This window comes from Billgrantia zhangzhouensis (assembly GCF_021404465.1).
GTDB lineage: Bacteria > Pseudomonadota > Gammaproteobacteria > Pseudomonadales > Halomonadaceae > Halomonas > Halomonas zhangzhouensis.
The window spans coordinates 61120-81029 of record NZ_JABFTT010000015.1; the positions used below are offsets into that span (position 1 = coordinate 61120).

At 64.2% G+C, this 19910-nt stretch carries 19 protein-coding genes and 1 tRNA gene; 18 read left to right on the forward strand and 2 right to left on the reverse strand.

Going from position 1 to position 19910, the window contains the following annotated elements:
• Positions 1-26: 26 nt before the first annotated feature.
• The 6 genes from HOP51_RS17960 to HOP51_RS17985 are packed head-to-tail and all read left to right on the forward strand — an operon-like array spanning position 27 to position 4940.
• Positions 27-965: a LysR family transcriptional regulator gene (locus HOP51_RS17960; RefSeq protein WP_234275259.1), complete on the forward strand. Its 939-nt coding sequence runs from the start codon at positions 27-29 to the stop codon at positions 963-965.
• Complete coding sequence (locus HOP51_RS17965; RefSeq protein WP_234275260.1) at positions 965-1702, forward strand: SDR family oxidoreductase; 738 nt, start codon at positions 965-967, stop codon at positions 1700-1702. Before HOP51_RS17960 ends, HOP51_RS17965 begins: the two co-directional genes overlap by 1 nt.
• Before the next feature lie 37 nt (positions 1703-1739).
• Positions 1740-2504 (forward strand): zinc-dependent alcohol dehydrogenase family protein, encoded by a 765-nt coding sequence (locus tag HOP51_RS17970; protein WP_234275261.1) that lies wholly within the window; start codon positions 1740-1742, stop codon positions 2502-2504.
• Positions 2492-2740, forward strand: a complete 249-nt coding sequence (locus HOP51_RS17975) for a zinc-binding dehydrogenase (protein WP_234275262.1) — start codon at positions 2492-2494, stop codon at positions 2738-2740. Before HOP51_RS17970 ends, HOP51_RS17975 begins: the two co-directional genes overlap by 13 nt.
• Before the next feature lie 15 nt (positions 2741-2755).
• Positions 2756-3679, forward strand: a complete 924-nt coding sequence (locus tag HOP51_RS17980; RefSeq protein WP_234275263.1) for an NADP-dependent oxidoreductase — start codon at positions 2756-2758, stop codon at positions 3677-3679.
• 55 nt (positions 3680-3734) lie between these two features.
• A complete protein-coding gene (locus HOP51_RS17985; RefSeq protein ID WP_234275264.1) occupies positions 3735-4940 on the forward strand; it encodes an alpha-hydroxy acid oxidase in 1206 nt (401 codons plus the stop codon).
• Between the two features lie 1265 nt (positions 4941-6205).
• On the opposite strand, the gene HOP51_RS17990 is transcribed toward HOP51_RS17985, so the two are convergent.
• Both HOP51_RS17990 and ispB read right to left on the reverse strand, forming a co-directional pair.
• Positions 6206-6282: transfer RNA gene (locus HOP51_RS17990), tRNA-Pro, on the reverse strand.
• 121 nt (positions 6283-6403) lie between these two features.
• Entirely contained in the window at positions 6404-7411 is a 1008-nt protein-coding gene (ispB, locus tag HOP51_RS17995) for an octaprenyl diphosphate synthase (protein ID WP_234275265.1), read from the reverse strand.
• Between the two features lie 292 nt (positions 7412-7703).
• Here ispB and rplU point away from each other — a divergent pair, with 292 nt between their 5' ends.
• From rplU to HOP51_RS18055, 12 genes are all read left to right on the forward strand, one after another.
• Positions 7704-8015, forward strand: a complete 312-nt coding sequence (rplU, locus tag HOP51_RS18000) for a 50S ribosomal protein L21 (protein ID WP_104204423.1) — start codon at positions 7704-7706, stop codon at positions 8013-8015.
• 32 nt (positions 8016-8047) lie between these two features.
• A complete protein-coding gene (gene rpmA, locus HOP51_RS18005) occupies positions 8048-8305 on the forward strand; it encodes a 50S ribosomal protein L27 (protein ID WP_234275266.1) in 258 nt (85 codons plus the stop codon).
• Positions 8306-8389: 84 nt separating this feature from the next.
• Positions 8390-9583 carry an Obg family GTPase CgtA gene (gene cgtA, locus HOP51_RS18010; protein WP_234275267.1) on the forward strand — a complete coding sequence of 398 codons (1194 nt, stop codon included), beginning with the start codon at positions 8390-8392 and terminating at the stop codon, positions 9581-9583.
• Positions 9584-9731: 148 nt separating this feature from the next.
• Entirely contained in the window at positions 9732-10886 is a 1155-nt protein-coding gene (gene proB, locus HOP51_RS18015) for a glutamate 5-kinase (protein ID WP_234275268.1), read from the forward strand.
• A 197-nt stretch (positions 10887-11083) separates the two neighbouring features.
• Positions 11084-11350 carry a 30S ribosomal protein S20 gene (rpsT, locus tag HOP51_RS18020; protein ID WP_234275269.1) on the forward strand — a complete coding sequence of 89 codons (267 nt, stop codon included), beginning with the start codon at positions 11084-11086 and terminating at the stop codon, positions 11348-11350.
• A gap of 242 nt (positions 11351-11592) precedes the next feature.
• Positions 11593-13116: a murein biosynthesis integral membrane protein MurJ gene (murJ, locus tag HOP51_RS18025; protein ID WP_234275302.1), complete on the forward strand. Its 1524-nt coding sequence runs from the start codon at positions 11593-11595 to the stop codon at positions 13114-13116.
• 125 nt (positions 13117-13241) lie between these two features.
• Positions 13242-14303, forward strand: a complete 1062-nt coding sequence (gene ribF / locus HOP51_RS18030) for a bifunctional riboflavin kinase/FAD synthetase (protein WP_234275270.1) — start codon at positions 13242-13244, stop codon at positions 14301-14303.
• Between the two features lie 10 nt (positions 14304-14313).
• The gene (gene ileS / locus HOP51_RS18035; protein WP_234275271.1) at positions 14314-17157 is read left to right on the forward strand and encodes an isoleucine--tRNA ligase; all 2844 of its coding nucleotides are present in this window, start codon (positions 14314-14316) and stop codon (positions 17155-17157) included.
• A complete protein-coding gene (lspA, locus tag HOP51_RS18040) occupies positions 17150-17680 on the forward strand; it encodes a signal peptidase II (RefSeq protein WP_234275303.1) in 531 nt (176 codons plus the stop codon). The genes ileS and lspA overlap by 8 nt, the downstream gene beginning before the upstream one ends.
• A 50-nt stretch (positions 17681-17730) precedes the next feature.
• Entirely contained in the window at positions 17731-18177 is a 447-nt protein-coding gene (fkpB, locus tag HOP51_RS18045) for an FKBP-type peptidyl-prolyl cis-trans isomerase (protein WP_234275272.1), read from the forward strand.
• A 188-nt stretch (positions 18178-18365) separates the two neighbouring features.
• Complete coding sequence (gene ispH, locus HOP51_RS18050; protein ID WP_234275273.1) at positions 18366-19343, forward strand: 4-hydroxy-3-methylbut-2-enyl diphosphate reductase; 978 nt, start codon at positions 18366-18368, stop codon at positions 19341-19343.
• A 159-nt stretch (positions 19344-19502) separates the two neighbouring features.
• Positions 19503-19910, forward strand: a complete 408-nt coding sequence (locus tag HOP51_RS18055; RefSeq protein WP_267957794.1) for a type IV pilin protein — start codon at positions 19503-19505, stop codon at positions 19908-19910.

Below are 19910 nucleotides of genomic sequence, written 5' to 3' on the forward strand. Positions count from 1 at the left end.
GTTCATGATGCGATAGCGAGGCCGACATGTTGCCACGACCGGAAAGACTTGCTCCCACCCTGTTTCGTCGCCTGGATGTGTTCATCGCCGTCGCGGAAACCCTGAGCTTTCGGCGCGCTGGTGAGATCGTCGGGCGTTCCCAACCGGCGGTGACCGCGCATATCAATCAGTTGGAGGAGTCGCTGGGGGTCAAGTTGTTCATTCGTTCCACTCGCCAGGTGCGTTTGACCACGGCGGGAGCCGAGCTGTTGGAGCGCGGCAAGCGATTGATAGTGGAGTCGGAGCGCCTGGTGCGTGACATCCATGCCCATGCCGGCCTGCTGACGGGACAAGTGGTGGCGTCCTTCTCCCCGACCATTGCCGTCAGCCTGGTGCCCAGGGTGTTGGCGGAATTCGAGGTGGAGCATCCGGGTATTCGCGTGATGCTGAGGGAGGATCTGGCGCCGCAGATGTTCGAGTCCATTTGCAATGGCAACGTGGATTTCGGTATCGGCCCCTACCGTCCGGTCATCGACGAGCTGAGCTTCGATCCCATCTTCGATCAGGAGTTCTCGCTCATCGTGCGGATGGATCATTCCATCGCCATCAGGGGTTTCGCGCGGCTGAAGGATCTGGCTAACCTCAACGTGATCTGCTCGGCCGAGGGAACGACGGCGCGGACGGTGCTTGAGGACGCCATTCGGGCGGAAGGCATCGCGATCTATCCCAAGTACGAGGCGGTGCATTACCCGACCTTGTATGCCCTGGCGGCGGCGGGCTTCGGAGGCGCGGTGATGCCGGCGGTGGACCCCGGCATGCTGAGCGCGATGGGACTGACCGCCGTGCCTTTCCGGGGCAAGCGTCTGGCTCGCACGATCGGCAAGATCACACGACGGGGCGAGGCCCTCGCTCCGGGGCCCAAGGCATTCCTGCGCCTGCTGATGGCGATGGTGGAGCGGGAGAGCAAGAGCCTGGGGGTGTCCTGATGGGCAAGCCGATACTGGTGGTGACCGGAGGCGGGCGAGGCATTGGCCGGGCGGTGTGCCGCCTGGGCGCGGAGCGGGGCTATGCGGTGATCTTTTCCTATCGCGACGATGTGTCCGCCGCGCGTTCCCTGGTCGAGGAGATCGAAGCGGCGGGGGGCTCGGCGCGAGGACTGTGTCTCGACATGGCGGAGGCGGATGCGGCACCGAAACTGTTCGCCTGCGTCGACGAGCAGCCCGGCGAACTGGCCGGTGTGGTGAACAATGCCGGTGTCACCGGAGGACGGGGGGACTTCATGAGCAGCGACCCCGCCGTCGTTCGGCGAGTCTTCGATGTCAATGTGTTCGGCCTGATGGAGTGCTGCCGACAGGCGGTGCTGCGCCTTTCCGTCCGGCACGGCGGCATGGGGGGCGCCATCGTCAACCTGTCCTCGGGAGCGGCGGGACATGGCGCGGCGCACTCCTATGTGTGGTACGCCGCGTCGAAGGCCGCCGTGGAGGCTTTCACCCTGGGGCTGGCGCGGGAGGTCGGCCAGGAAGGCATTCGGGTCAACGCCGTCTCGCCGGGCGTGACCGATACCGGCATTCACGCGCATTCCGACCGGGATGCCTTGATCGCAACCATTCCGCTGCGGCGCATGGCCAGGCCGGAGGAGATCGCCGAAGCGGTGCTGTGGCTGATATCCGACTCCGCCTCCTACGTGGCGGGCAGTGTGATGCGCGTGGGTGGCGGGCGCTAGCCGGCCGAACCCCGAGAATCGAATCAGGAGGATGAGCATGCACTATTACACCGTTGGCGAGAGTGGCGGGCTGGTTCGCCGCCAGGCCGAGCCACCCCGTCCGGGGGGCGGTCAGGTACTGGTCAGGATGCGCGCCGCGGCATTGAACTACCGGGACCTTCTGGTCGTGTCGGGGCGCTACGCCCTGGGCAGGACTCCCGAGCGGCTGGTGCCCCTTTCCGATGGCGCGGGGGAGGTGGTGGAGGTGGGCGATGGTGTGACCCGGGTCTCGCCCGGAGATCGCGTGGCGGCGATTTTCGTCCAGCAGTGGATCGCGGGGGAGTATGTGGAGGCCTATGCCGACTCCGCGTTGGGAGGGGGATGCCACGGAGTGTTGCGGGAGTATGCCGTGTTCGACCAGCACGGGCTGGTGAAGCTGCCGTCTCACCTCTCCTTTCTGGAGGGAAGTACTCTGCCTTGCGCCGGGGTCACCGCCTGGAATGCCCTTTTCGGCGGCCGGGCGATTCTGCCGGGGGATACGGTGCTGACCCTCGGCACCGGGGGGGTGTCCCTGTTCGCCCTGCAGTTCGCCAAGCTGGCGGGGGCCCGGGTCGTGGCAACGAGTTCGAGCGCGGAGAAGCTGGCCGCCCTGAACGAGCTGGGGACGGATGACACGGTCAATTACGCCATGCACCGAGAGTGGCATGAACGAGTGCTTGAGCTGACCGACGGCAGCGGAGTCGACCATGTGGTGGAGGTCGTGGGGGGCGAGAACGTGGCGCGCTCGATCGAAGCGGTCCGCAACGGGGCATGGTGCATCTGATCGGGGCCCAGGCCAAGGGGGTGATCGATCCCACCCGGGCGCGCCGGCGGAATGTGACCCTGCGTGGCCTCTATGTCGGCTCGCGGGCGCACTTCGAAGCCATGAACCGGGCCATTGCCCGGCATGCTCTGCGCCCCGTCATGGACAAGGTCTTCGAGTTCGATGAGGCGGAGAGGGCCTACGAACACCTGAAGAGCGGCAAGCATATGGGAAAGGTGGCGATCGCCTTTTCGTGACGACCGGAGATTCCTATGAAAGCGGTGTATTTCGAGCGAACGGGAGGGCCGGAGGTCCTCCGCTACGGTGATCTCACGGCTCCACAGGCCGGTCCGGGGGGGGTACTCGTCGCGGTACGGGCCGCCAGTGTCAATGGCGTGGACTGGCGAATACGCGCGGGCCGGTACAAGCCGATACGCGACTACCCCTATGTGCTGGGGCGCGACTTCTCCGGGATCGTGGAGGCCGTCGGCGCCGGCGTCGACGAACGCCTGATCGGTTCCCCCGTGTTTGGCGTGTGCGAAACGACCGATGATGGCGCCTATGCGGAAAAGGTGGCCATCCAGCGCGGAAACGTGACCTTGAAGCCCGACTGGCTGAGCCATGAGGAAGCGGCCGCCATCGCGCTCATCGGCTTGACGGCCGTCGTCAGCGTCGAGGAAACGCTGGCGCTGCGCAGCGGGGAGAGGGTGCTCATCCAGGGCGGCGCGGGGGGTGTGGGCGGTATCGCCATCCAGTTGGCCAAGCACCTGGGCGCCCATGTCGTCACCACGGCCAGTCCGGCCAACCATGCCTATCTGCGGTCGTTGGGCGCCGATGAGGTGATCGATTATCACAGCCAGGACTTCTCCGCATGCGTGAGCGGATGCGATGCCGTTCTGGATACCGTGGGAGGGGACGTGGCCGAGCGCTCCTTCGCCGTGCTGAGGCCGGGGGGAAGAGCGGCCTTCATCGCCTCCGGTCCCACGGCGCCACGGCCGACATGGGAAGACGTGGTGGCACTGAGGCCGCAGGTGGCGAGGGACGCCAGGCATTTGCGGCGCATGCTGCAGCTGGTGGAGAGCGGAGCGGTGAAGATTCCCGAGATTGCCGTCTATCGGCTGGAGGAGGCCGCGAAAGCGCACGTGGTGAGCGAGTCCCGCCATTTGCGGGGCAAGCTGGTGCTACGCGTGGGATAGAAGGAGGCTGCAATGAGGTTTCGATTCTTGGTCACGGGCGGCGTTGAGGTTTTGCATGGTTGATTCCCGCAGGATTCATAGTATCGAGGGGCTGAGGCAAGCCGCTCGGCGTCGCCTGCCCAAGGCGATATTCGACTTTTTCGATGGCGGTGCCGAAGACGAACTGACGCTGGCCGACAATCGCTCCGCCTTTGGTCGGGTCAAGCTGGCCCCCAGGTGCCTGGTGAACGTGGCTGAGGTCGGGCTCGATACCGATGTCGTGGGAGGTCCGTCCGCGCTGCCATTGGCGGTGGCGCCCACCGGCGCCGTGGGCTTCGGTCGTCACGGCGGCGATATCGCCATCGCCCGGGCCGCCGCCGAGGCGGGAGTGCCCTATACGCTTTCCACGTCCGCCACCGCTTCCATCGAGCAGATCGCCGATGCCGCTCCCGGGCGGCTATGGTTCCAGGCCTATGTCCTCAAAGACAAGGAAATGTTGAATTCGTTGTTGTTCCGGGCCAAGAGCGCCGGTTACGAAGCCCTGATGATCACTGTGGACCTGCCGGTGGGAGGCAAGCGTGAGCGGGATTTCCGCAATCACTTGTCGTTTCCCTTCCGCTACACGGCGAGGAACCTGCTCGATTTCGCCCGTCGCCCTGCCTGGGCGATGAGGATGCTGTGTCACGGCGTGCCGGTGATGGAAAACCTCAAGGGGCTGGAGGCGCCTTCCGCCAGCGCCACGAAGCTCGCCTCGTCGGTGGGCAGGAACTACGATCCCTCTTTCGACTGGGAGGCCCTGGAAAGGCTGCGTGACCAGTGGCCGCGCAAGCTTATCGTCAAAGGCGTCATGCGAGCGGATGATGCCGTGCGTCTGGCCGCCATGGGATGCGATGGCATGGTGGTCTCCAACCATGGGGGGCGCCAGTTGGATGGCGCGGCCGCGACCTTGGAGATGTTGCCGGAAGTGGTGAGGGCTGTCGGCGGCAGGGTTCCCGTGCTGGTGGATGGCGGGGTGCGCCGTGGAGCCGATATCCTCAAGGCCCGGGCCCTGGGGGCCCAGGGCGTGCTGGTGGGGCGCGCTACGCTATGGGGCGCGGTTGCCGATGGGCAGCGCGGCGCCGCGCAGGCCCTGGCCATACTGCGGGATGAACTCCAGCGCAGTATGCAACTGTGCGGGGTACGCGACATCAACGGGATCTCGCGGGAACTGCTGTTCGAGCGCCAGGAGCCGGACGGTGCCGAATATGGCCTCGGCGATAGGGTGACGGTTCCCAGCCTGTAAAACCTGCCGCTAGGTCTGGTACTGCCGCGCTCCTTCGAGCGCCGCACGGGCTCAAGCTCAAATCCTCTGACCGCACCTGCAACACACGGGGCTGGGCCACAGCGCGCCCGCCGGGGCGGCCACTACAGCGTTCAAACTGTCCCTGACACCATTGTCAGAAGATATCAACGTTGCCGACCGTCTGTGTGTGATAATGAATAGTGGACTTCGGCCCTCCGTGTGGTTGCGAGCGTTCGTTTGCCGTCGGCCCGCCTCTGTCAGGGCCGGGCCCTCTGACTTCGATACTTCCAGCCTGATTTTGGCCTGGAATCGGCACCCGTGGTATGAGAATTCAGTGGTTTAGCCAATTGTTCGGACCGAGTTCGTCGCCCAGATCGACACGATCCTGGGTAATGAGAGCTGAGCGACGATGAAAAGCGCGAGCAGCTCGTCCATCTTTCATAAGGGGCACAGCCCAGCGCTTCTCGACGTTTTAGGCACAAATGTGGAGAGGGCACCCTGATGTAGAGCGAAAGCAGCCGGTTAACCCCGGCCGTTTACGTTAGGATGAGAAGACAATCGGGTAATTCAGGAGGTGGATGATGGAAGTCGGAGCCGCTGTCGCAGCCATCAAGGCAGCAATCGATGCCGCCAAGGCAGCCAAGGACGTGCACAGCCAGGCGCAACTCGACGCCGCGATCAGCGAATCATAGAGAAGCTGTCCACTGCACAATCAGACCTGCTAATGATGATCGTCCAGCAGCAGGATCTGGTGGAGGAGAACAAGCGCTTGAAGGAAGAGCTGGCAAAGGAAGCCCGATTCGAGCGGTACCGCCTTTTCAAGACCCGGTCGGACACTACATCTACAAACTCAAGGATGATCATGTGACAGAGGATGAGCCAGCGCATGCCATTTGTGTCAAATGCCGTGAAGATAGTCGGCGTTCAATCCTGCAGGAAGATGATTATGGGTATACCTGCCCTACCTGCAGAACCGTAGCCGATTTCAAGAAAATTTCCGGATTCGCGATCAGCTCAGGGCCTACCTATGACGAGCAGTGGTGAGCTATGCGATATGCCAAATCCGGTACAGGCCGCAGGCGAACCCACTGGCGTCGGGAAATGATGTCTCAAACTAAGCGGTGGCGTGTCGCAATTTCCGCGCCGCGCTACATCTTCGTGATTACGGCCATAACTATTCTATCTTATTTGCTACCTGGAGCAGGGTGCAACGAAAAACCGCCACTTGGAATGATCCGTAAGTGGCGGTTTTTTTCTATGTTCTCTGGTCGGAGTAGCAGGATTCGAACCTACGACCTCTGCCTCCCGAAGGCAGCGCTCTACCAAGCTGAGCTATACTCCGTTGTGCGTTTCGAGCTGCCACGAAAGGTCGCCCGATACCGGCTCTCCGGAAGCCGACGGATGGGCATTATACGCAAAACCTTCGTCCTTGCAAGCCCCTGTGGCCAGGGGGGGCGTGCCGCTCAGCTCTGGCGCTCCACGGCGAGCCGGGCCAGGTTGGCCATGCTGTCGCGATAGCGGCTGGGTGGGAGAAAGTCGAGCTGCTCAAGTGCCTTGGCCGACATCTCCTCGGCCCGTGCGCGGGTGTAGTCCAGTGCGCCGGTGTCGCGCACGATGGCAAGCACTGCGTCCAACTGCTCGAGCCCGCCATGGCGAATGGCCTGGCGAATGGTCTTGGCCTGATCGGGGGTGCCGGCGGCCATGGCCTGGATCAGCGGCAGGGTCGGCTTGCCCTCGGCGAGGTCGTCGCCCACGTTCTTGCCCATGGTTTTGGCGTCGCCTTGGTAGTCGAGCAGGTCATCCACGAGCTGGAACGCCAGGCCCAGGTAGCGACCGTAATATTGTAGTGCCGCTTCCTGCTGCGGGTCGGCTTCGGCCAGGATGGCGCCGCTATGGGTGGCTGCTTCGAACAGCATGGCGGTCTTGCCCTGGATGGTCTCGAAGTAGACCGCTTCGTCGATGTCGGGGTTGCCCACGTTGGTCAGCTGTTGCACCTCGCCCTCGGCGATCACGCAGGTGGCACTGGAAAGAACGTCCATAATCCTGAGCGAGCCGATTCCTACCATCATCTGGAAGGAGCGGGAGTAGAGGTAATCGCCTACCAGCACCGAGGGGGCGTTGCCCCAGGCTTCGTTGGCGGTGGCCCGGCCGCGGCGCATGTGGGACTCATCGACCACGTCGTCGTGCAGCAGGGTCGAGGTGTGCATGAACTCGATCAGCGTTGCCAGCGAGATGTGCTTGTCGCCCTCGTAGCCCAGGGCGCGGGCCGCGAGCAATACCAGCAGGGGGCGCAGACGCTTGCCGCCGCTGGCAATGATGTATTGGCCGATGGTTTCCACCAGCGGAACCCGCGAAGCCAGCTGTTCCATGATGGTGCGGTTGACCGCGGCAAAATCGTCGGCGACCGCTGCATGGAGCGACGAGGCGGAGGTGTTGCTGTCAGACGAGCGGGTAGAGGCGTTGGCTGGCATGGGGCAGTGTCATCGGGCTGTGGGCCGGCCTGCCGGACTTTGGCGGTGGCCTTGGGTTGCGGGTCATGCTATGGCCCCCCCAAGAGAGCGTCAAGCTATGCTGCGGTGGGCCCCGGGATACTGCTAGCGCCAATCCGTACACAAGGCTTGGGGCCGCTTGAATGGTGTGCAGCGCGCGGTTATAATGCGCGGCCCACTCATCACGCTCCCTGTCAGATGGCTGCCGAAAGGGGCGCCACTCGAAGCAGGTCGATGAAGAGCCAACCCCGATGAGTTCTGGAGAGATACGCACATGTATGCAGTAATCAAGAGCGGTGGCAAGCAGTACCGCGTTCAGGAAGGCCAGACTCTCAAGCTCGAGAAGCTGGAAATCCCGACTGGCGAAACCGTCGAGTTCGATCAGGTGCTGTTGGTTGCCGATGGAGATAACGTGACCGTTGGCGCTCCGCTGGTCGATGGTGCCAAGGTGGCTGCCGAGATCGTCTCCCACGGCCGTGGCGAGAAGATCCGCATCATCAAGTTCCGTCGCCGCAAGCACCACATGAAGCGTCAGGGCCACCGTCAGTGGTTCACTGAAGTCAAGATCACCGGGATTTCCGCCTAAGCGGCTTCCCCTTAACGAGCGAGGACTTTGCAATGGCTCATAAGAAGGCAGCCGGTTCTACCCGTAACGGCCGCGATTCAGAATCCAAACGCCTTGGTGTCAAGCTGTATGGTGGCCAGGCCGTCACCGCCGGCAACATCATCGTGCGTCAGCGTGGCACCAAGTTCCATGCCGGCACCGGCGTGGGAGTCGGCCGCGACCACACTCTGTTCGCTCTGAGCGATGGTGTGATCAAGTTCGAGACCAAGGGGCCGAAGAACCGCAAGTTCGTCAGCGTCGTCTCCGCCTGAGAACGCTCGAACCGGTAGATGGAAGGCCCCGCTCAGGCGGGGCCTTCTTGTATCATGACGGTAGAGACCGTCGGGAGAGTCACAATGCAGTTCGTCGACGAAGCCTCGATCATCGTGGAGGCCGGCAGGGGCGGCAATGGTTGCCTTAGTTTCCGCCGCGAGAAATACGTGCCCAAGGGTGGTCCCGATGGCGGCGACGGCGGGCATGGTGGCAGTGTCTACCTGGTTGGGGACGACGCCCTCAACACGCTGATCGATTTCAAGTACCAGCGCTTCTATCAGGCCGAGAGCGGGCGTCCCGGCCAAGGGCGCCAGATGAGTGGTCGAGCCGGCAGCGATCTGGTGGTCAAGGTGCCGGTGGGCACCACGGTGATCGACGAGGACACCCTCGAAGTGATTGCCGACATCACCGAGATCGGCCAGCAGGTGCTGGTGGCCCAGGGTGGCCGCCGCGGGCTCGGCAATATTCATTTCAAGTCGTCGACCAACCGGGCGCCGCGCAAGACCACGCCGGGTACCGACGGTGAGCGGCGCAACCTGCGCCTGGAGATGAAGGTGATGGCCGACGTCGGCCTGCTGGGCATGCCCAACGCCGGCAAGTCGACCCTGATCCGCTCGGTGTCCGCGGCCAAACCCAAGGTGGCCGATTACCCCTTCACGACGCTGGTGCCCAACCTCGGTGTGGTCAAGCTGGGCATGCACGAACATTTCGTGATGGCCGACGTGCCGGGGCTGATCGAGGGTGCTTCCGATGGCGCCGGGCTGGGGTTGCGTTTCCTCAAGCACCTGACCCGCACCCGCCTGCTCTTTCATGTGGTCGACGTGGCGCCGTTCGACGAGTCGGATCCTATCGAGGTCGCCCGTGCCATTGCCCATGAACTCGAACAGTTCTCACCGACCCTGGCCGAGCGCCCGCGCTGGCTGGTGCTCAACAAGCTCGACCTCGTGCCGGAAGAGGAGAGCGAGGCGCGAATAGCAGCCATCGTCGAGGGGCTTGGCTGGGAAGGGCCGGTGTTCCGCATCTCGGCAATCAGCGGAGAAGGCACCGATGCCCTGGTACAGGCGGCGCACCGCTGGCTCACCGAGCAGCGCCGGCTGGAAAACGAGGATGAGGAGGCCGCCGAGCGCGAGCGCGAGATACGTGAGCGCATGGAGGCCGAGGCGGTGGCGCGCACCGAGGCGCGGTTGGGTCGTCGGCGCAAGCGCCACGATCAGGACGAAGATGACGATGACTTCGATGATGGTGATTACGACGTCGAGGTCGAATACGCCCCCTAGGTTGGAACACTGGCTGCGCTCGGCCATATGGCGTTACACCTTGGCTCAAGAGGCTCATTTGCAACAGCAAACTCCGCTCTTTCGCCAAGGTTTGTCTAGTCTGGCCATCGCTCGCGCAGTGTCTCAAGGTTGGGGAATCGCAGCAGCCTTGTTGGAGAGTGAACAGGTGAGCAACGAGCGGGTACCAGGTCGCGAGGCGCTGCGTGGCGCTCGCCGGGTAGTGGTGAAGATCGGCAGCGCGTTGTTGACCAACGATGGGCGCGGGCTCGATGAAGCGGCCATTGGTGGCTGGGTGGATCAGATCGCCGCGCTGCATCGTCAGGGTCTCGAAGTGGTGCTGGTGTCGTCGGGCGCCGTGGCGGCCGGCATGGTGAGGCTGGGCTGGCAGGCCCGGCCTTCGGCCGTGCATGAGCTGCAAGCCGCGGCGGCGGTGGGCCAGAACGGCCTGACCCAGTGCTACGAGCACCACTTCGCGCGCCATGGCCTGCTCACTGCCCAGGTGTTGCTGACCCACGACGACCTCTCTAACCGCAAGCGCTACCTCAATGCCCGCTCGGCGCTACGTACCTTGGTCGACCTGCGCGTGGTGCCGGTGATCAACGAGAACGACACCGTAGTCACCGACGAGATCCGCTTCGGCGACAACGATACCCTGGGCGCGTTGGTGGCCAACCTGCTCGAGGCCGAGGCGCTGGTGATTCTCACCGACCAGGAGGGGTTGTTCGACGCCGATCCGCGCCATAACCCGGCGGCCAAGCTGATTCAAGAAGGCCGCGCCGACGATCCGGCGCTGGCGGCGGTGGCCGGCGGCGGTGGTGTGCTGGGCCGTGGTGGCATGACCACCAAGGTGCAGGCGGCGCGCCTGGCGGCCCGCTCCGGTGCCGTCACGGTGATTGCCAGCGGGCGCCAGCCCGAGGTGCTGACCCGGTTGGTCGAGGGCGAGCGACTGGGCACGCTGTTATGCCCGGAAGAAGCGCCGATGGCGGCGCGCAAGCGCTGGTTGGCCGGCCAATTGCAGGTGCGTGGCAGCCTGACGCTGGACGCCGGCGCGGTCAAGGTATTGCGTGGCAGCGGATCGAGCCTGCTGGCGGTAGGCGTCAAGGCGCTGACGGGCGACTTCGTGCGCGGCGACATGGTGCTGTGTCTCGACGAGCAGGGCGAACGGATCGCCAAGGGGCTGGTGAACTATGGCGCCGACGAAGCTCGCCGTATCCTCGGCCAGCCGAGTCACCAGATAGAGGCGATCCTGGGTTACATGGAGGCGCCCGAGTTGATCCATCGCGACAACCTCGTCGTGCTGTGAGGCAGTATACATGGGCCCTGTAGCATGACGCCGGGTACCTGTGGTAGTATGCGCCATCCTCTCAGACACGGCCCGTCGACAACCTTCGGGTTGACGCCATGGCCAGACCGGCTGGGAAGTGAAATTTTCAGGCCGGACAAATTGTTATCGATGCCGCCCCCGACCGGGCGGCGTTAAAGTTTTCCAGGAGATAGTCAGTGGCAAACAGCAAGCAAGCCCGCAAGCGTGCCCGTCAGGCGGAAGGCCGTCGTGTTCTGAAGGCGAGCCAGCGCGCCATGGTGCGCACCTACGTGAAGCGCGTCATCAAGGCCATCAACGGTGGCGATCACGCGATTGCCATGGCCGAGTTCCTGAAGGCACAGCCGGTCATCGATCGCATCGCCGACAAGGACGTGCTCTCCAAGAAGAAGGCTGCACGCCTGAAGAGCCGCCTGAACGCGCGAATTAAGGCGCTGGCTGCGTAAAGCCGGACGCCTTGGAGATATTGCGAGCGTTAGTGCCCCAATGCCTGCGCATCGTGATCTCTTGAAAAAACCGGCTTAGGCCGGTTTTTTTGTGCCTGCCAAGCGGGATGATCCACATCGAACGAGTCTGGTGAGGAAAGCAGAAGGTGACGGAACGCGAGCAGTTGCCCAAGCCCGGGGAAGCGGCGCCGCTCACGGTGGCCGATGACGACCGGGCCATTGCACCCAAGGCCGGGGGGCTGATGCGCTCCGGTCTGGTGGTGGGGGCCATGACCATGCTGTCGCGGGTCATGGGGCTGGTGCGTGATGTGGTGGTGGCGACCCTGTTTGGTGCCGGCAGCGGTGCCGATGCCTTTTTCGTCGCCTTCAAGATTCCCAACTTCATGCGCCGGCTGTTTGCTGAAGGCGCCTTCAACCAGGCCTTCGTGCCGGTGCTTTCCGAATACGCCACTCGCGGCAGCAAGCGTGAGGTGCGCGAACTGCTCGACGCCGTGGCCGGGAGTCTTACCGCGGTGCTGGCGCTGATCACCGCCCTGGCCATGCTCGCCGCGCCCTGGCTGGTGTGGCTCTTCGCCCCAGGCTTTGGCCGCGATCCGGCCAAGCTAGCGCTCACCGCCGACATGCTGCGGCTGACCTTCCCCTACCTGTTGCTGGTCTCTCTGACGGCCTTCGCCGGCAGCGTGCTCAACACTTGGAATCGTTTCGCCGTGCCGGCCTTCACGCCGGTACTGCTCAATCTCTCGCTGATCGGGGCCGCCGTACTACTCACGCCGCTGATGAGCGAGCCGGCCATGGCGCTGGCCTGGGGCGTGCTGATCGCTGGTGTCGCCCAACTTGCCTTCCAGGTGCCGTTCCTCACGCGCCTGGGGTTGATGCCGCGCCCGTGGCCCAACTTCGCCCACAGCGGGGTGAAGCGCATCCTGGTGCTGATGGCCCCGGCCCTGTTTGGTGTCTCGGTATCGCAGATCAACCTGTTGCTGGATACCGTGCTGGCCTCGTTGCTCACACCCGGCAGTGTTTCGTGGCTCTATTACTCCGACCGCTTGGTGGAACTGCCGCTGGGGGTGTTCGGCATCGCCATCGGTACGGTGATCCTGCCGGCGCTCTCCAAGCGTCACGCCGAACAGTCGGGCGAGCACTTCGCCGCCATGCTCGACTGGGCAGTGCGTGCCGTGTTGCTGCTGGGCTTGCCGGCGGCGCTGGCGCTGGCGATCCTGGCCGAACCGCTGCTGATCTCGCTGTTCCACTACGGCGCCATGACCGAGCACGACATCGCCATGGCGGCGATGAGCCTGCGCGCCTACGCTTTCGGCCTGGTCGCCTTCATGCTGATCAAGGTGCTGGCGCCGGGCTTCTTCGCCCGCCAGAACACCAAGACCCCGGTGAAGGTCGGCATCATCGCCATGGTAGCCAACATGGTGTTCAACCTGATCCTGATCTGGCCGCTGGCTCACGCTGGCCTGGCCCTGGCCACGGCGCTGTCGGCCTTCCTCAATGCTGGGCTGCTGGGTTGGCTGCTGCATAAGCAGGGCGTATTGGTGTTTCAGCCTGGCTGGGGCCGCTATGCCGTGCAACTGGTCGGCGGCTGCGTGGTGATGAGCGTGGGCCTGGCCTGGCTGGCGCCGGACTGGCAGCAGTGGCTCGGGTGGGGCGTATGGGCTCGAGTGCAGTGGCTGGCGCTGCTGGTAGTGGTCGGAGCGGTCGTGTACTTCGCCTGGTTGGCGGCGCTGGGCGTCAGGCCGCGGCATTTCCGTATGCGGGGGTGAGAGGGCCCTCTCGGCATGGGAGCCGGAAGCCCAGTGAAGCGGATCGTCGGCTGTCAAGGGGACAGGGGTTCGCTATAATCTTCCCCTTTGTACGTTTTTCAACCAGAAGGCTTAGCGAAGACTGAATGGAAGTCATTCGAGGACTGCACAATCTGCGCGACGAGCATCGCGGCTGCGTGGCCACCATCGGCAACTTCGATGGCGTGCACCGCGGCCACCAGGCGATTCTCGACCAGTGCCGCGAGCAGGCCTCGAAGCTGCGCCTGCCAGTCACCGTGGTCGTGTTCGAACCCCAGCCCCGGGAGTTCTTCGCCGGCGATCAGGCGCCGCCACGGCTGACCCGCCTGCGCGAGAAAGTCCGTCTGTTGGGCGAGAGCGGGGTGGACTACGTGCTCTGCCTGCCGTTCAACGAGCGCCTGCGCAGCCTCACCGCGGTGGAATTCATCGATCTGGTGCTGGTCGCAGGGTTGGGCGTGCGTCATTTGGTGGTGGGCGACGATTTTCGCTTCGGCTGTGATCGCAGTGGCGACTTCAACCTGCTGGCGGAGGAGGGTGAGCGGCGCGGCCCCGAGGGGTTCGGTGTCGAGCATACCCGCACTTTTACGCTGGACGATGAGCGGGTCTCCAGCACTCGGGTGCGCACCTTGCTGGCCAGCGGCAACTTTGCCCAAGCGTCCAGGATGCTGGGGCGCCCGTACCGCCTGGCAGGGCGTGTGGTGCCCGATCAACAGCGTGGGCGTACCATCGGCGTGCCCACCGCCAACCTGCCGCTGCCGCGCCTGCCCCTGGCGTTGCGCGGCGTGTATGCGGTGGTGACCGAGCTGCCCGATGGCAGGCGTCTCACCGGCGTGGCCAATGTCGGCTGGCGGCCTACCGTGGGCAGCGACAGGCCGGTGCTCGAGGTGCATCTGTTCGATTTCGACGGTGACCTCTACGGCAAACGGCTCACGGTGTTTCCCTGTGCGAGGCTGCGCGGTGAGGTGAAGTTCGATGACTTCACGGCGCTCAAACAGCAGATCATGGTCGATCAGGCCCGTGCTTGCCGCTTCTTTGCCAACCCGGAGCATGCGACCGGGGAGCTTGGCCTGGCAGACGACACCCTTCCCTTGGCTTCGGCGCCGCTGGCGCGCGAAACCACGAATTTCGAATCCTCGGCGGGACGTTCCGCCGACCAAGACGACGGCTGACTCCCAGGATATGAGCGACTACAAGCACACACTGAACCTGCCCGAAACCGACTTCCCCATGCGCGGCAACCTGCCTCAGCGCGAGCCCGGTAGGGTGTCGCAGTGGCAGGACATGAAGCTCTACCAGCGCCTGCGTGAAGAGCGTCGCGGCCGCGAGACCTTCGTGCTGCACGACGGCCCTCCCTACGCCAACGGCAGCATCCACATCGGTCACGCCGTCAACAAGATTCTCAAGGACATCATCGTCAAGTCGAAGAATCTTGCCGGCTTCGATGCTCCCTACGTGCCTGGCTGGGATTGCCATGGCCTGCCCATCGAGCACAAGGTGGAAACCACTCACGGCAAGCACCTCGAGCCCGAGCAGGCGCGGGCACTGTGCCGCGAGTACGCTGCCTCGCAGATCCAGACCCAGCTCACCGACTTCGTGCGCCTGGGCGTGATCGGCGACTGGGACAACCCCTACCGTTCGATGGACTATGCCAACGAGGCGGGCGAGATCCGTGCGCTGGCCGACATGGTCGCCGCCGGCTACGTATTCAAGGGCCTGAAACCGGTCAACTGGTGCTTCGACTGTGGTTCGGCACTGGCCGAGGCCGAGGTGGAGTATCAGGACAAGAAGTCCGATGCCATCGACGTGGCCTTCCCGGCCGCCGACGAGGCCAGACTGGCCGCCGCCTTCGGCCTGGCCGAGCTGCCCAAGCCCGCCGCCATCGTTATCTGGACCACCACGCCCTGGACCGTGCCAGCCAACCAGGCGCTCAACGTGCATCCCGAGTTCACCTACGCCCTGGTCGATACCGGCGAGCGCCTGCTGGTGCTGGCTGAGGAACTGGTCGAGAGCTGCCTGGAGCGTTATGAGCTTCAGGGCGAAGTGATCGCCACCGCCAAGGGCCAGGCGCTCGACCTGATCGAATTCCGTCATCCGTTCTATGATCGTCTCTCGCCGGTCTACCTGGCCGACTACGTCGAGTCCGAGGTGGGCAGCACCGGTATCGTCCACTCGGCACCGGCCTACGGCGTCGACGACTTCGTCACTTGCCGCGCCCACGGTATGGCGTTCGAGGAGATCAAGAGCCCGGTGCAGGGCAATGGCGTTTATGCCGACGATCTGCCGTTCTTCGGCGGCCAGATGATCTGGAAGGCCAACCCGCAGATCGTCGACAAGCTGCGCGAGGTCGGTGCACTGCTGGCGCACAAGGTCATCACCCACAGCTACATGCACTGCTGGCGCCACAAGACCCCGGTGATCTATCGCGCCACGGCGCAGTGGTTCGTGGGCATGGACGTCAAAGACAAGGACGGGCGCACTCTGCGCGAGCGCGCCCTGGAGGGCATCGAGGCGACCCAGTTCACGCCGGCCTGGGGCCAGGCGCGGCTGCACGCCATGATCGCCAACCGTCCCGACTGGTGTATCTCGCGCCAGCGCAACTGGGGCGTGCCGATCCCCTTCTTCCTGCACAAGACCACCGGCGAGTTGCACCCGCGCACCGTCGAGCTGATGGAGGAGGCCGCCAAGCGCGTCGAGCGCGAGGGCATCGATGCTTGGTTCCGCCTCGATCCTACCGAGCTGCTGGGCGACGAGGCGGCCCAGTACGAGAAGGTTACCGATACCCTTGACGTGTGGTTCGACTCGGGCACCACTCACCGTCACGTGCTGCGTGGCTCGCACCCCCACGGCCACGAGAGCGGCTCGCGTGCCGACCTCTACCTGGAGGGCTCCGACCAGCACCGCGGCTGGTTCCACTCCTCGCTGTTGACCGGCTGTGCCATCGACGGCCACCCGCCGTACCGCGGCCTGCTCACCCATGGCTTCACCGTCGACGCCCAGGGCCGCAAGATGTCCAAGTCGATGGGCAACGTGGTGGCGCCGCAGGAGGTGATGGACAAGCTGGGTGCCGACATCCTGCGCTTGTGGGTCGCCTCCACCGACTATTCGGGCGAGATGGCGGTCTCCGACGAGATCCTCAAGCGCACCGCCGACGTCTACCGGCGCATCCGCAACACCGCGCGCTTCCTGCTGGCCAACCTCAACGGCTTCGATCCAGCCCGCGACAGCGTAGCCTTCGACGACATGCTGGCGCTGGACCAGTGGGTGGTGGATCGTGCCGCCCAGCTCCAGGCCCGCATCGAGAAGGCTTATGAGGAGTACCGCTTCCTCGACGTCTACCAGCAGGTGCACACTTTCTGTTCGCGTGAGCTCGGCGGCTTCTATCTCGACGTGATCAAGGATCGCCAGTACACCACCCAGGCCGATTCCCTGCCCCGGCGCAGCTGCCAGACGGCCCTCTACCACGTGGTCGAGGCACTCTCGCGCTGGGTGGCACCGATCCTCAGTTTCACCGCCGAGGAGATCTACGAGAATATCCCCGGCAACAAGGGCGACAGCGTGCTGCTCGAGACCTACTACGAGGGTCTCTCGACCCTGGCGCCGAATGCCGAGATGGGGCGCGAGTTCTGGGAACAGGTGCTCGAGGTCAAGCAGGCGGTCAACAAGTGTCTGGAAGATGCGCGTAACGCCAAGGTGATCAAGGGCAGCCTGGCCGCCGAGGTGACCCTGTTCGTGGACGACGAACTCCATGCCACCCTGGCCAAGCTGGGCGAAGAGCTGCGTTTCGTGATGCTGACCAGTGAGGTGCGCCTGGCACCGCTGGCGGAGGGCCAGGACATTGACGGTGCCGAGGCCACCGAGCTGGCGGGCCTGAAGGTGGCGGTGGCTGCCAGCTCGCACCAGAAGTGCGAGCGCTGCTGGCACCATCGCGAGGACGTGGGCAGCCACGCCGGGTACCCCGACCTCTGCGGTCGCTGCATCAGCAACCTGCCGGAGGGCGCCGGTGAGGTTCGCCACTATGCGTAACCGTAAGCCGGGTGACGACGCCCCGGTGGCACCGATGCGTCAGCCATTGCGCTGGCTGTGGCTGGCCGCCGCCGTGGTGTTGCTGGACCTAGGCACCAAGGCGCTCATGTCCAGCGTGCTGAATTATGGCCAGCCGGTGGAAGTGCTGCCGTTCTTCAATCTCACGCTGCTGCACAACACCGGCGCGGCCTTCAGCTTCCTTGCCGGCCATCCCGGCTGGCAACGCTGGTTCTTCGCCATCATCGCGGTGGGCGCCACGGTGGGCCTGACGATCTGGATGAGCCGGCTCAAGGTCGACGAAAAGCTTCTCGGCGCATCGTTGGCATTGATCATCGGCGGGGCGCTGGGCAATCTCTACGACCGCCTCGTGCATGGCTACGTGGTCGACTTTCTCTCTTTCCACGCGGCCGGCTGGTACTACCCGGCCTTCAACGTGGCCGACATCGGCATTACCCTAGGGGCGATCGGCCTGATCTGGGAATCCGTTTTCGAAGGGCGCAAGCAGGCGCGCCGGCGCAGTTGAGCCGCCTGCTATCCTGAACACCAGACACGACCGATCGAGCGAGAGCAACGATGAGCGAATACCGCATCGACGAGGGCATGGAAGTGACACTGCACTTCACCCTCAAGCTGGAGGACGGCACCGTGGTCGACTCCACCCGTGAGAAGCAGCCGGCTACCTTTCAACTGGGTGACGGCAACCTGCCACCCGGTTTCGAGTACCCGCTTAAGGGCATGAGCGGCGGTGAGAGCGGCAGCTTCGAGATCACTCCCGAGCACGCCTTCGGCCAGCGCAATCCACAGAACGTGCAGATGCTGGGCCGCGACGACTTCGAGGAGATCGAGCCGGAGGTGGGCACGGTAATGTCGTTCGCCGACCCGGCCGGTGGTGAGCTGCCGGGGGTGATCATTGCCGTCGACGAGCGCAACGTGGAGGTGGATTTCAACCATCCGCTCGCCGGGCGTACCCTGACCTTCGAGGTGGAGGTGTTGGACGTGAGGCCCGCGCAGACGCATTGAATGGTTGGCTCGATGTACGACTGCTTGAAGGGCCTCGGGGGCAGGTCGTAGCGGAGGTCTTGTGCCAGGGAAGGCAAAAGTAGCGCCCAAGGATGGGCTCACAGTGCCTCTGCGTAGACTGCCGCCGCGTGAGCCCTGACTTGAAATACCATTTATTGGATGCCTCGACGCATCAAGGCGACGTAACCATGCAAGCTAACTCCGTGCGAATCCGACTGGCCAATCCCCGCGGCTTCTGTGCCGGCGTCGATCGTGCCATCGAGATCGTCAATCGTGCGCTGGACGTCTTCGGCCCGCCCATCTATGTGCGTCACGAGGTGGTGCATAACCGCTTCGTGGTCGATACCCTGCGCCAACGTGGCGCCATCTTCGTCGAGGAACTCGACGAAGTGCCCGATGACGTCATCGTGATCTTCTCCGCCCACGGCGTCTCCCGGGCGGTGCAGGACGACGCCGAACGGCGTGGCCTCAAGGTTTTCGACGCCACCTGCCCGCTGGTCACCAAGGTGCACATGGAAGTACTGCGCTACGCCAAGCGGGGCCAGGAGTGCATTCTCATCGGCCACGCTGGGCATCCTGAAGTCGAAGGCACCATGGGGCGCTACGACACCGCCCATGGCGGCGCCATCTACCTGGTAGAGGATGAGGAAGATGTCGCACGCCTCAAAGTGAAGGAGCCCACCCGGCTTGCCTTCGTCACCCAGACCACCCTCTCCATGGATGACACCGCCCGGGTGATCGATGCCCTGCGTGCGAAATTTCCCGAGATCCAGGGGCCGCGCAAGGACGACATCTGCTACGCCACGCAAAACCGCCAGGATGCGGTACGTGAGCTGGCTACCGGCTGCGACCTGTTGCTGGTGGTGGGCAGTCCCAACAGCTCCAACTCCAACCGTTTGCGCGAACTGGCCGAGCGGGTTGGTACCCCGGCCTATCTGATCGACGATGCTAGCCAGATCGACCCGGCCTGGCTCGAGGGTGTCGCCGCCGTTGGTATTACCGCGGGCGCCAGTGCGCCGGAAGTGCTGGTCAAGGGTGTGATCGAGCGACTCCAGGGATTAGGTGCCGAGGCACCGGAGGAACTGGCCGGCCGCGCTGAGACCATCACCTTCTCCATGCCTCGTGAGCTGCGCGAGCGTGTGATCGCCAGCGATTCCTTATCCTGAGGCCAGAGCAGAGGTCCCGCAGAAACGCCATGCCACATGCATGAGAGTCCTCGTGCTACGTGGGAAGACATGCCGGGCCCAGCCCGGCTTTTTTCATGACGTACCTGGCAGGCCCGGTTGTCATGATACATACTGTAACAAAGTGCGGAGGAGTGCTAATTGGCGAACCGCGTCCACCCGGCTCGACAGATTCCCCCGGGTACGCACCGAGGGCAGCGAGGGTTCACTTTGATCGAGCTGATGATCGCCGTGGCCGTGATCGCGATCCTGGCTTCGATCGCGGTGCCTGGCTATCGCAGTCATGTCGAGCGGGCTACGCGTACGGATGCCCTGGCAGGCCTCATGGAGGCAGCAGGTCAGCTCGAACGCTGTTATACGGTCAAACACTCCTATGCGGATTGCAGTGTGATCTCGCTATCGCCCGATGAACATTACTCCATCACCTTGACGAGCACTGCCGCGACTTACCTCCTCACTGCCGCCTTGAGAGCCGGCCGTTCCGACGGTTGTACGGAGGACCTGACCTTGAATCACCAAGGCGTCCGAAATCCTCCAGGCTGTTGGTAA

Bases quoted from the DNA above. Each gene is read 5' to 3' on its own strand.
- HOP51_RS17960 (WP_234275259.1), top strand. From the start codon at position 27: ATGTTGCCACGACCGGAAAGACTTGCTCCCACCCTGTTTCGTCGCCTG.
- HOP51_RS17965 (WP_234275260.1), top strand. From the start codon at position 965: ATGGGCAAGCCGATACTGGTGGTGACCGGAGGCGGGCGAGGCATTGGC.
- HOP51_RS17970 (WP_234275261.1), top strand. From the start codon at position 1,740: ATGCACTATTACACCGTTGGCGAGAGTGGCGGGCTGGTTCGCCGCCAG.
- HOP51_RS17975 (WP_234275262.1), top strand. From the start codon at position 2,492: ATGGTGCATCTGATCGGGGCCCAGGCCAAGGGGGTGATCGATCCCACC.
- HOP51_RS17980 (WP_234275263.1), top strand. From the start codon at position 2,756: ATGAAAGCGGTGTATTTCGAGCGAACGGGAGGGCCGGAGGTCCTCCGC.
- HOP51_RS17985 (WP_234275264.1), top strand. From the start codon at position 3,735: ATGGTTGATTCCCGCAGGATTCATAGTATCGAGGGGCTGAGGCAAGCC.
- ispB (WP_234275265.1), bottom strand. From the start codon at position 7,411: ATGCCAGCCAACGCCTCTACCCGCTCGTCTGACAGCAACACCTCCGCC.
- rplU (WP_104204423.1), top strand. From the start codon at position 7,704: ATGTATGCAGTAATCAAGAGCGGTGGCAAGCAGTACCGCGTTCAGGAA.
- rpmA (WP_234275266.1), top strand. From the start codon at position 8,048: ATGGCTCATAAGAAGGCAGCCGGTTCTACCCGTAACGGCCGCGATTCA.
- cgtA (WP_234275267.1), top strand. From the start codon at position 8,390: ATGCAGTTCGTCGACGAAGCCTCGATCATCGTGGAGGCCGGCAGGGGC.
- murJ (WP_234275302.1), top strand. From the start codon at position 11,593: ATGCGCTCCGGTCTGGTGGTGGGGGCCATGACCATGCTGTCGCGGGTC.
- ribF (WP_234275270.1), top strand. From the start codon at position 13,242: ATGGAAGTCATTCGAGGACTGCACAATCTGCGCGACGAGCATCGCGGC.
- ileS (WP_234275271.1), top strand. From the start codon at position 14,314: ATGAGCGACTACAAGCACACACTGAACCTGCCCGAAACCGACTTCCCC.
- lspA (WP_234275303.1), top strand. From the start codon at position 17,150: ATGCGTAACCGTAAGCCGGGTGACGACGCCCCGGTGGCACCGATGCGT.
- fkpB (WP_234275272.1), top strand. From the start codon at position 17,731: ATGAGCGAATACCGCATCGACGAGGGCATGGAAGTGACACTGCACTTC.
- ispH (WP_234275273.1), top strand. From the start codon at position 18,366: ATGCAAGCTAACTCCGTGCGAATCCGACTGGCCAATCCCCGCGGCTTC.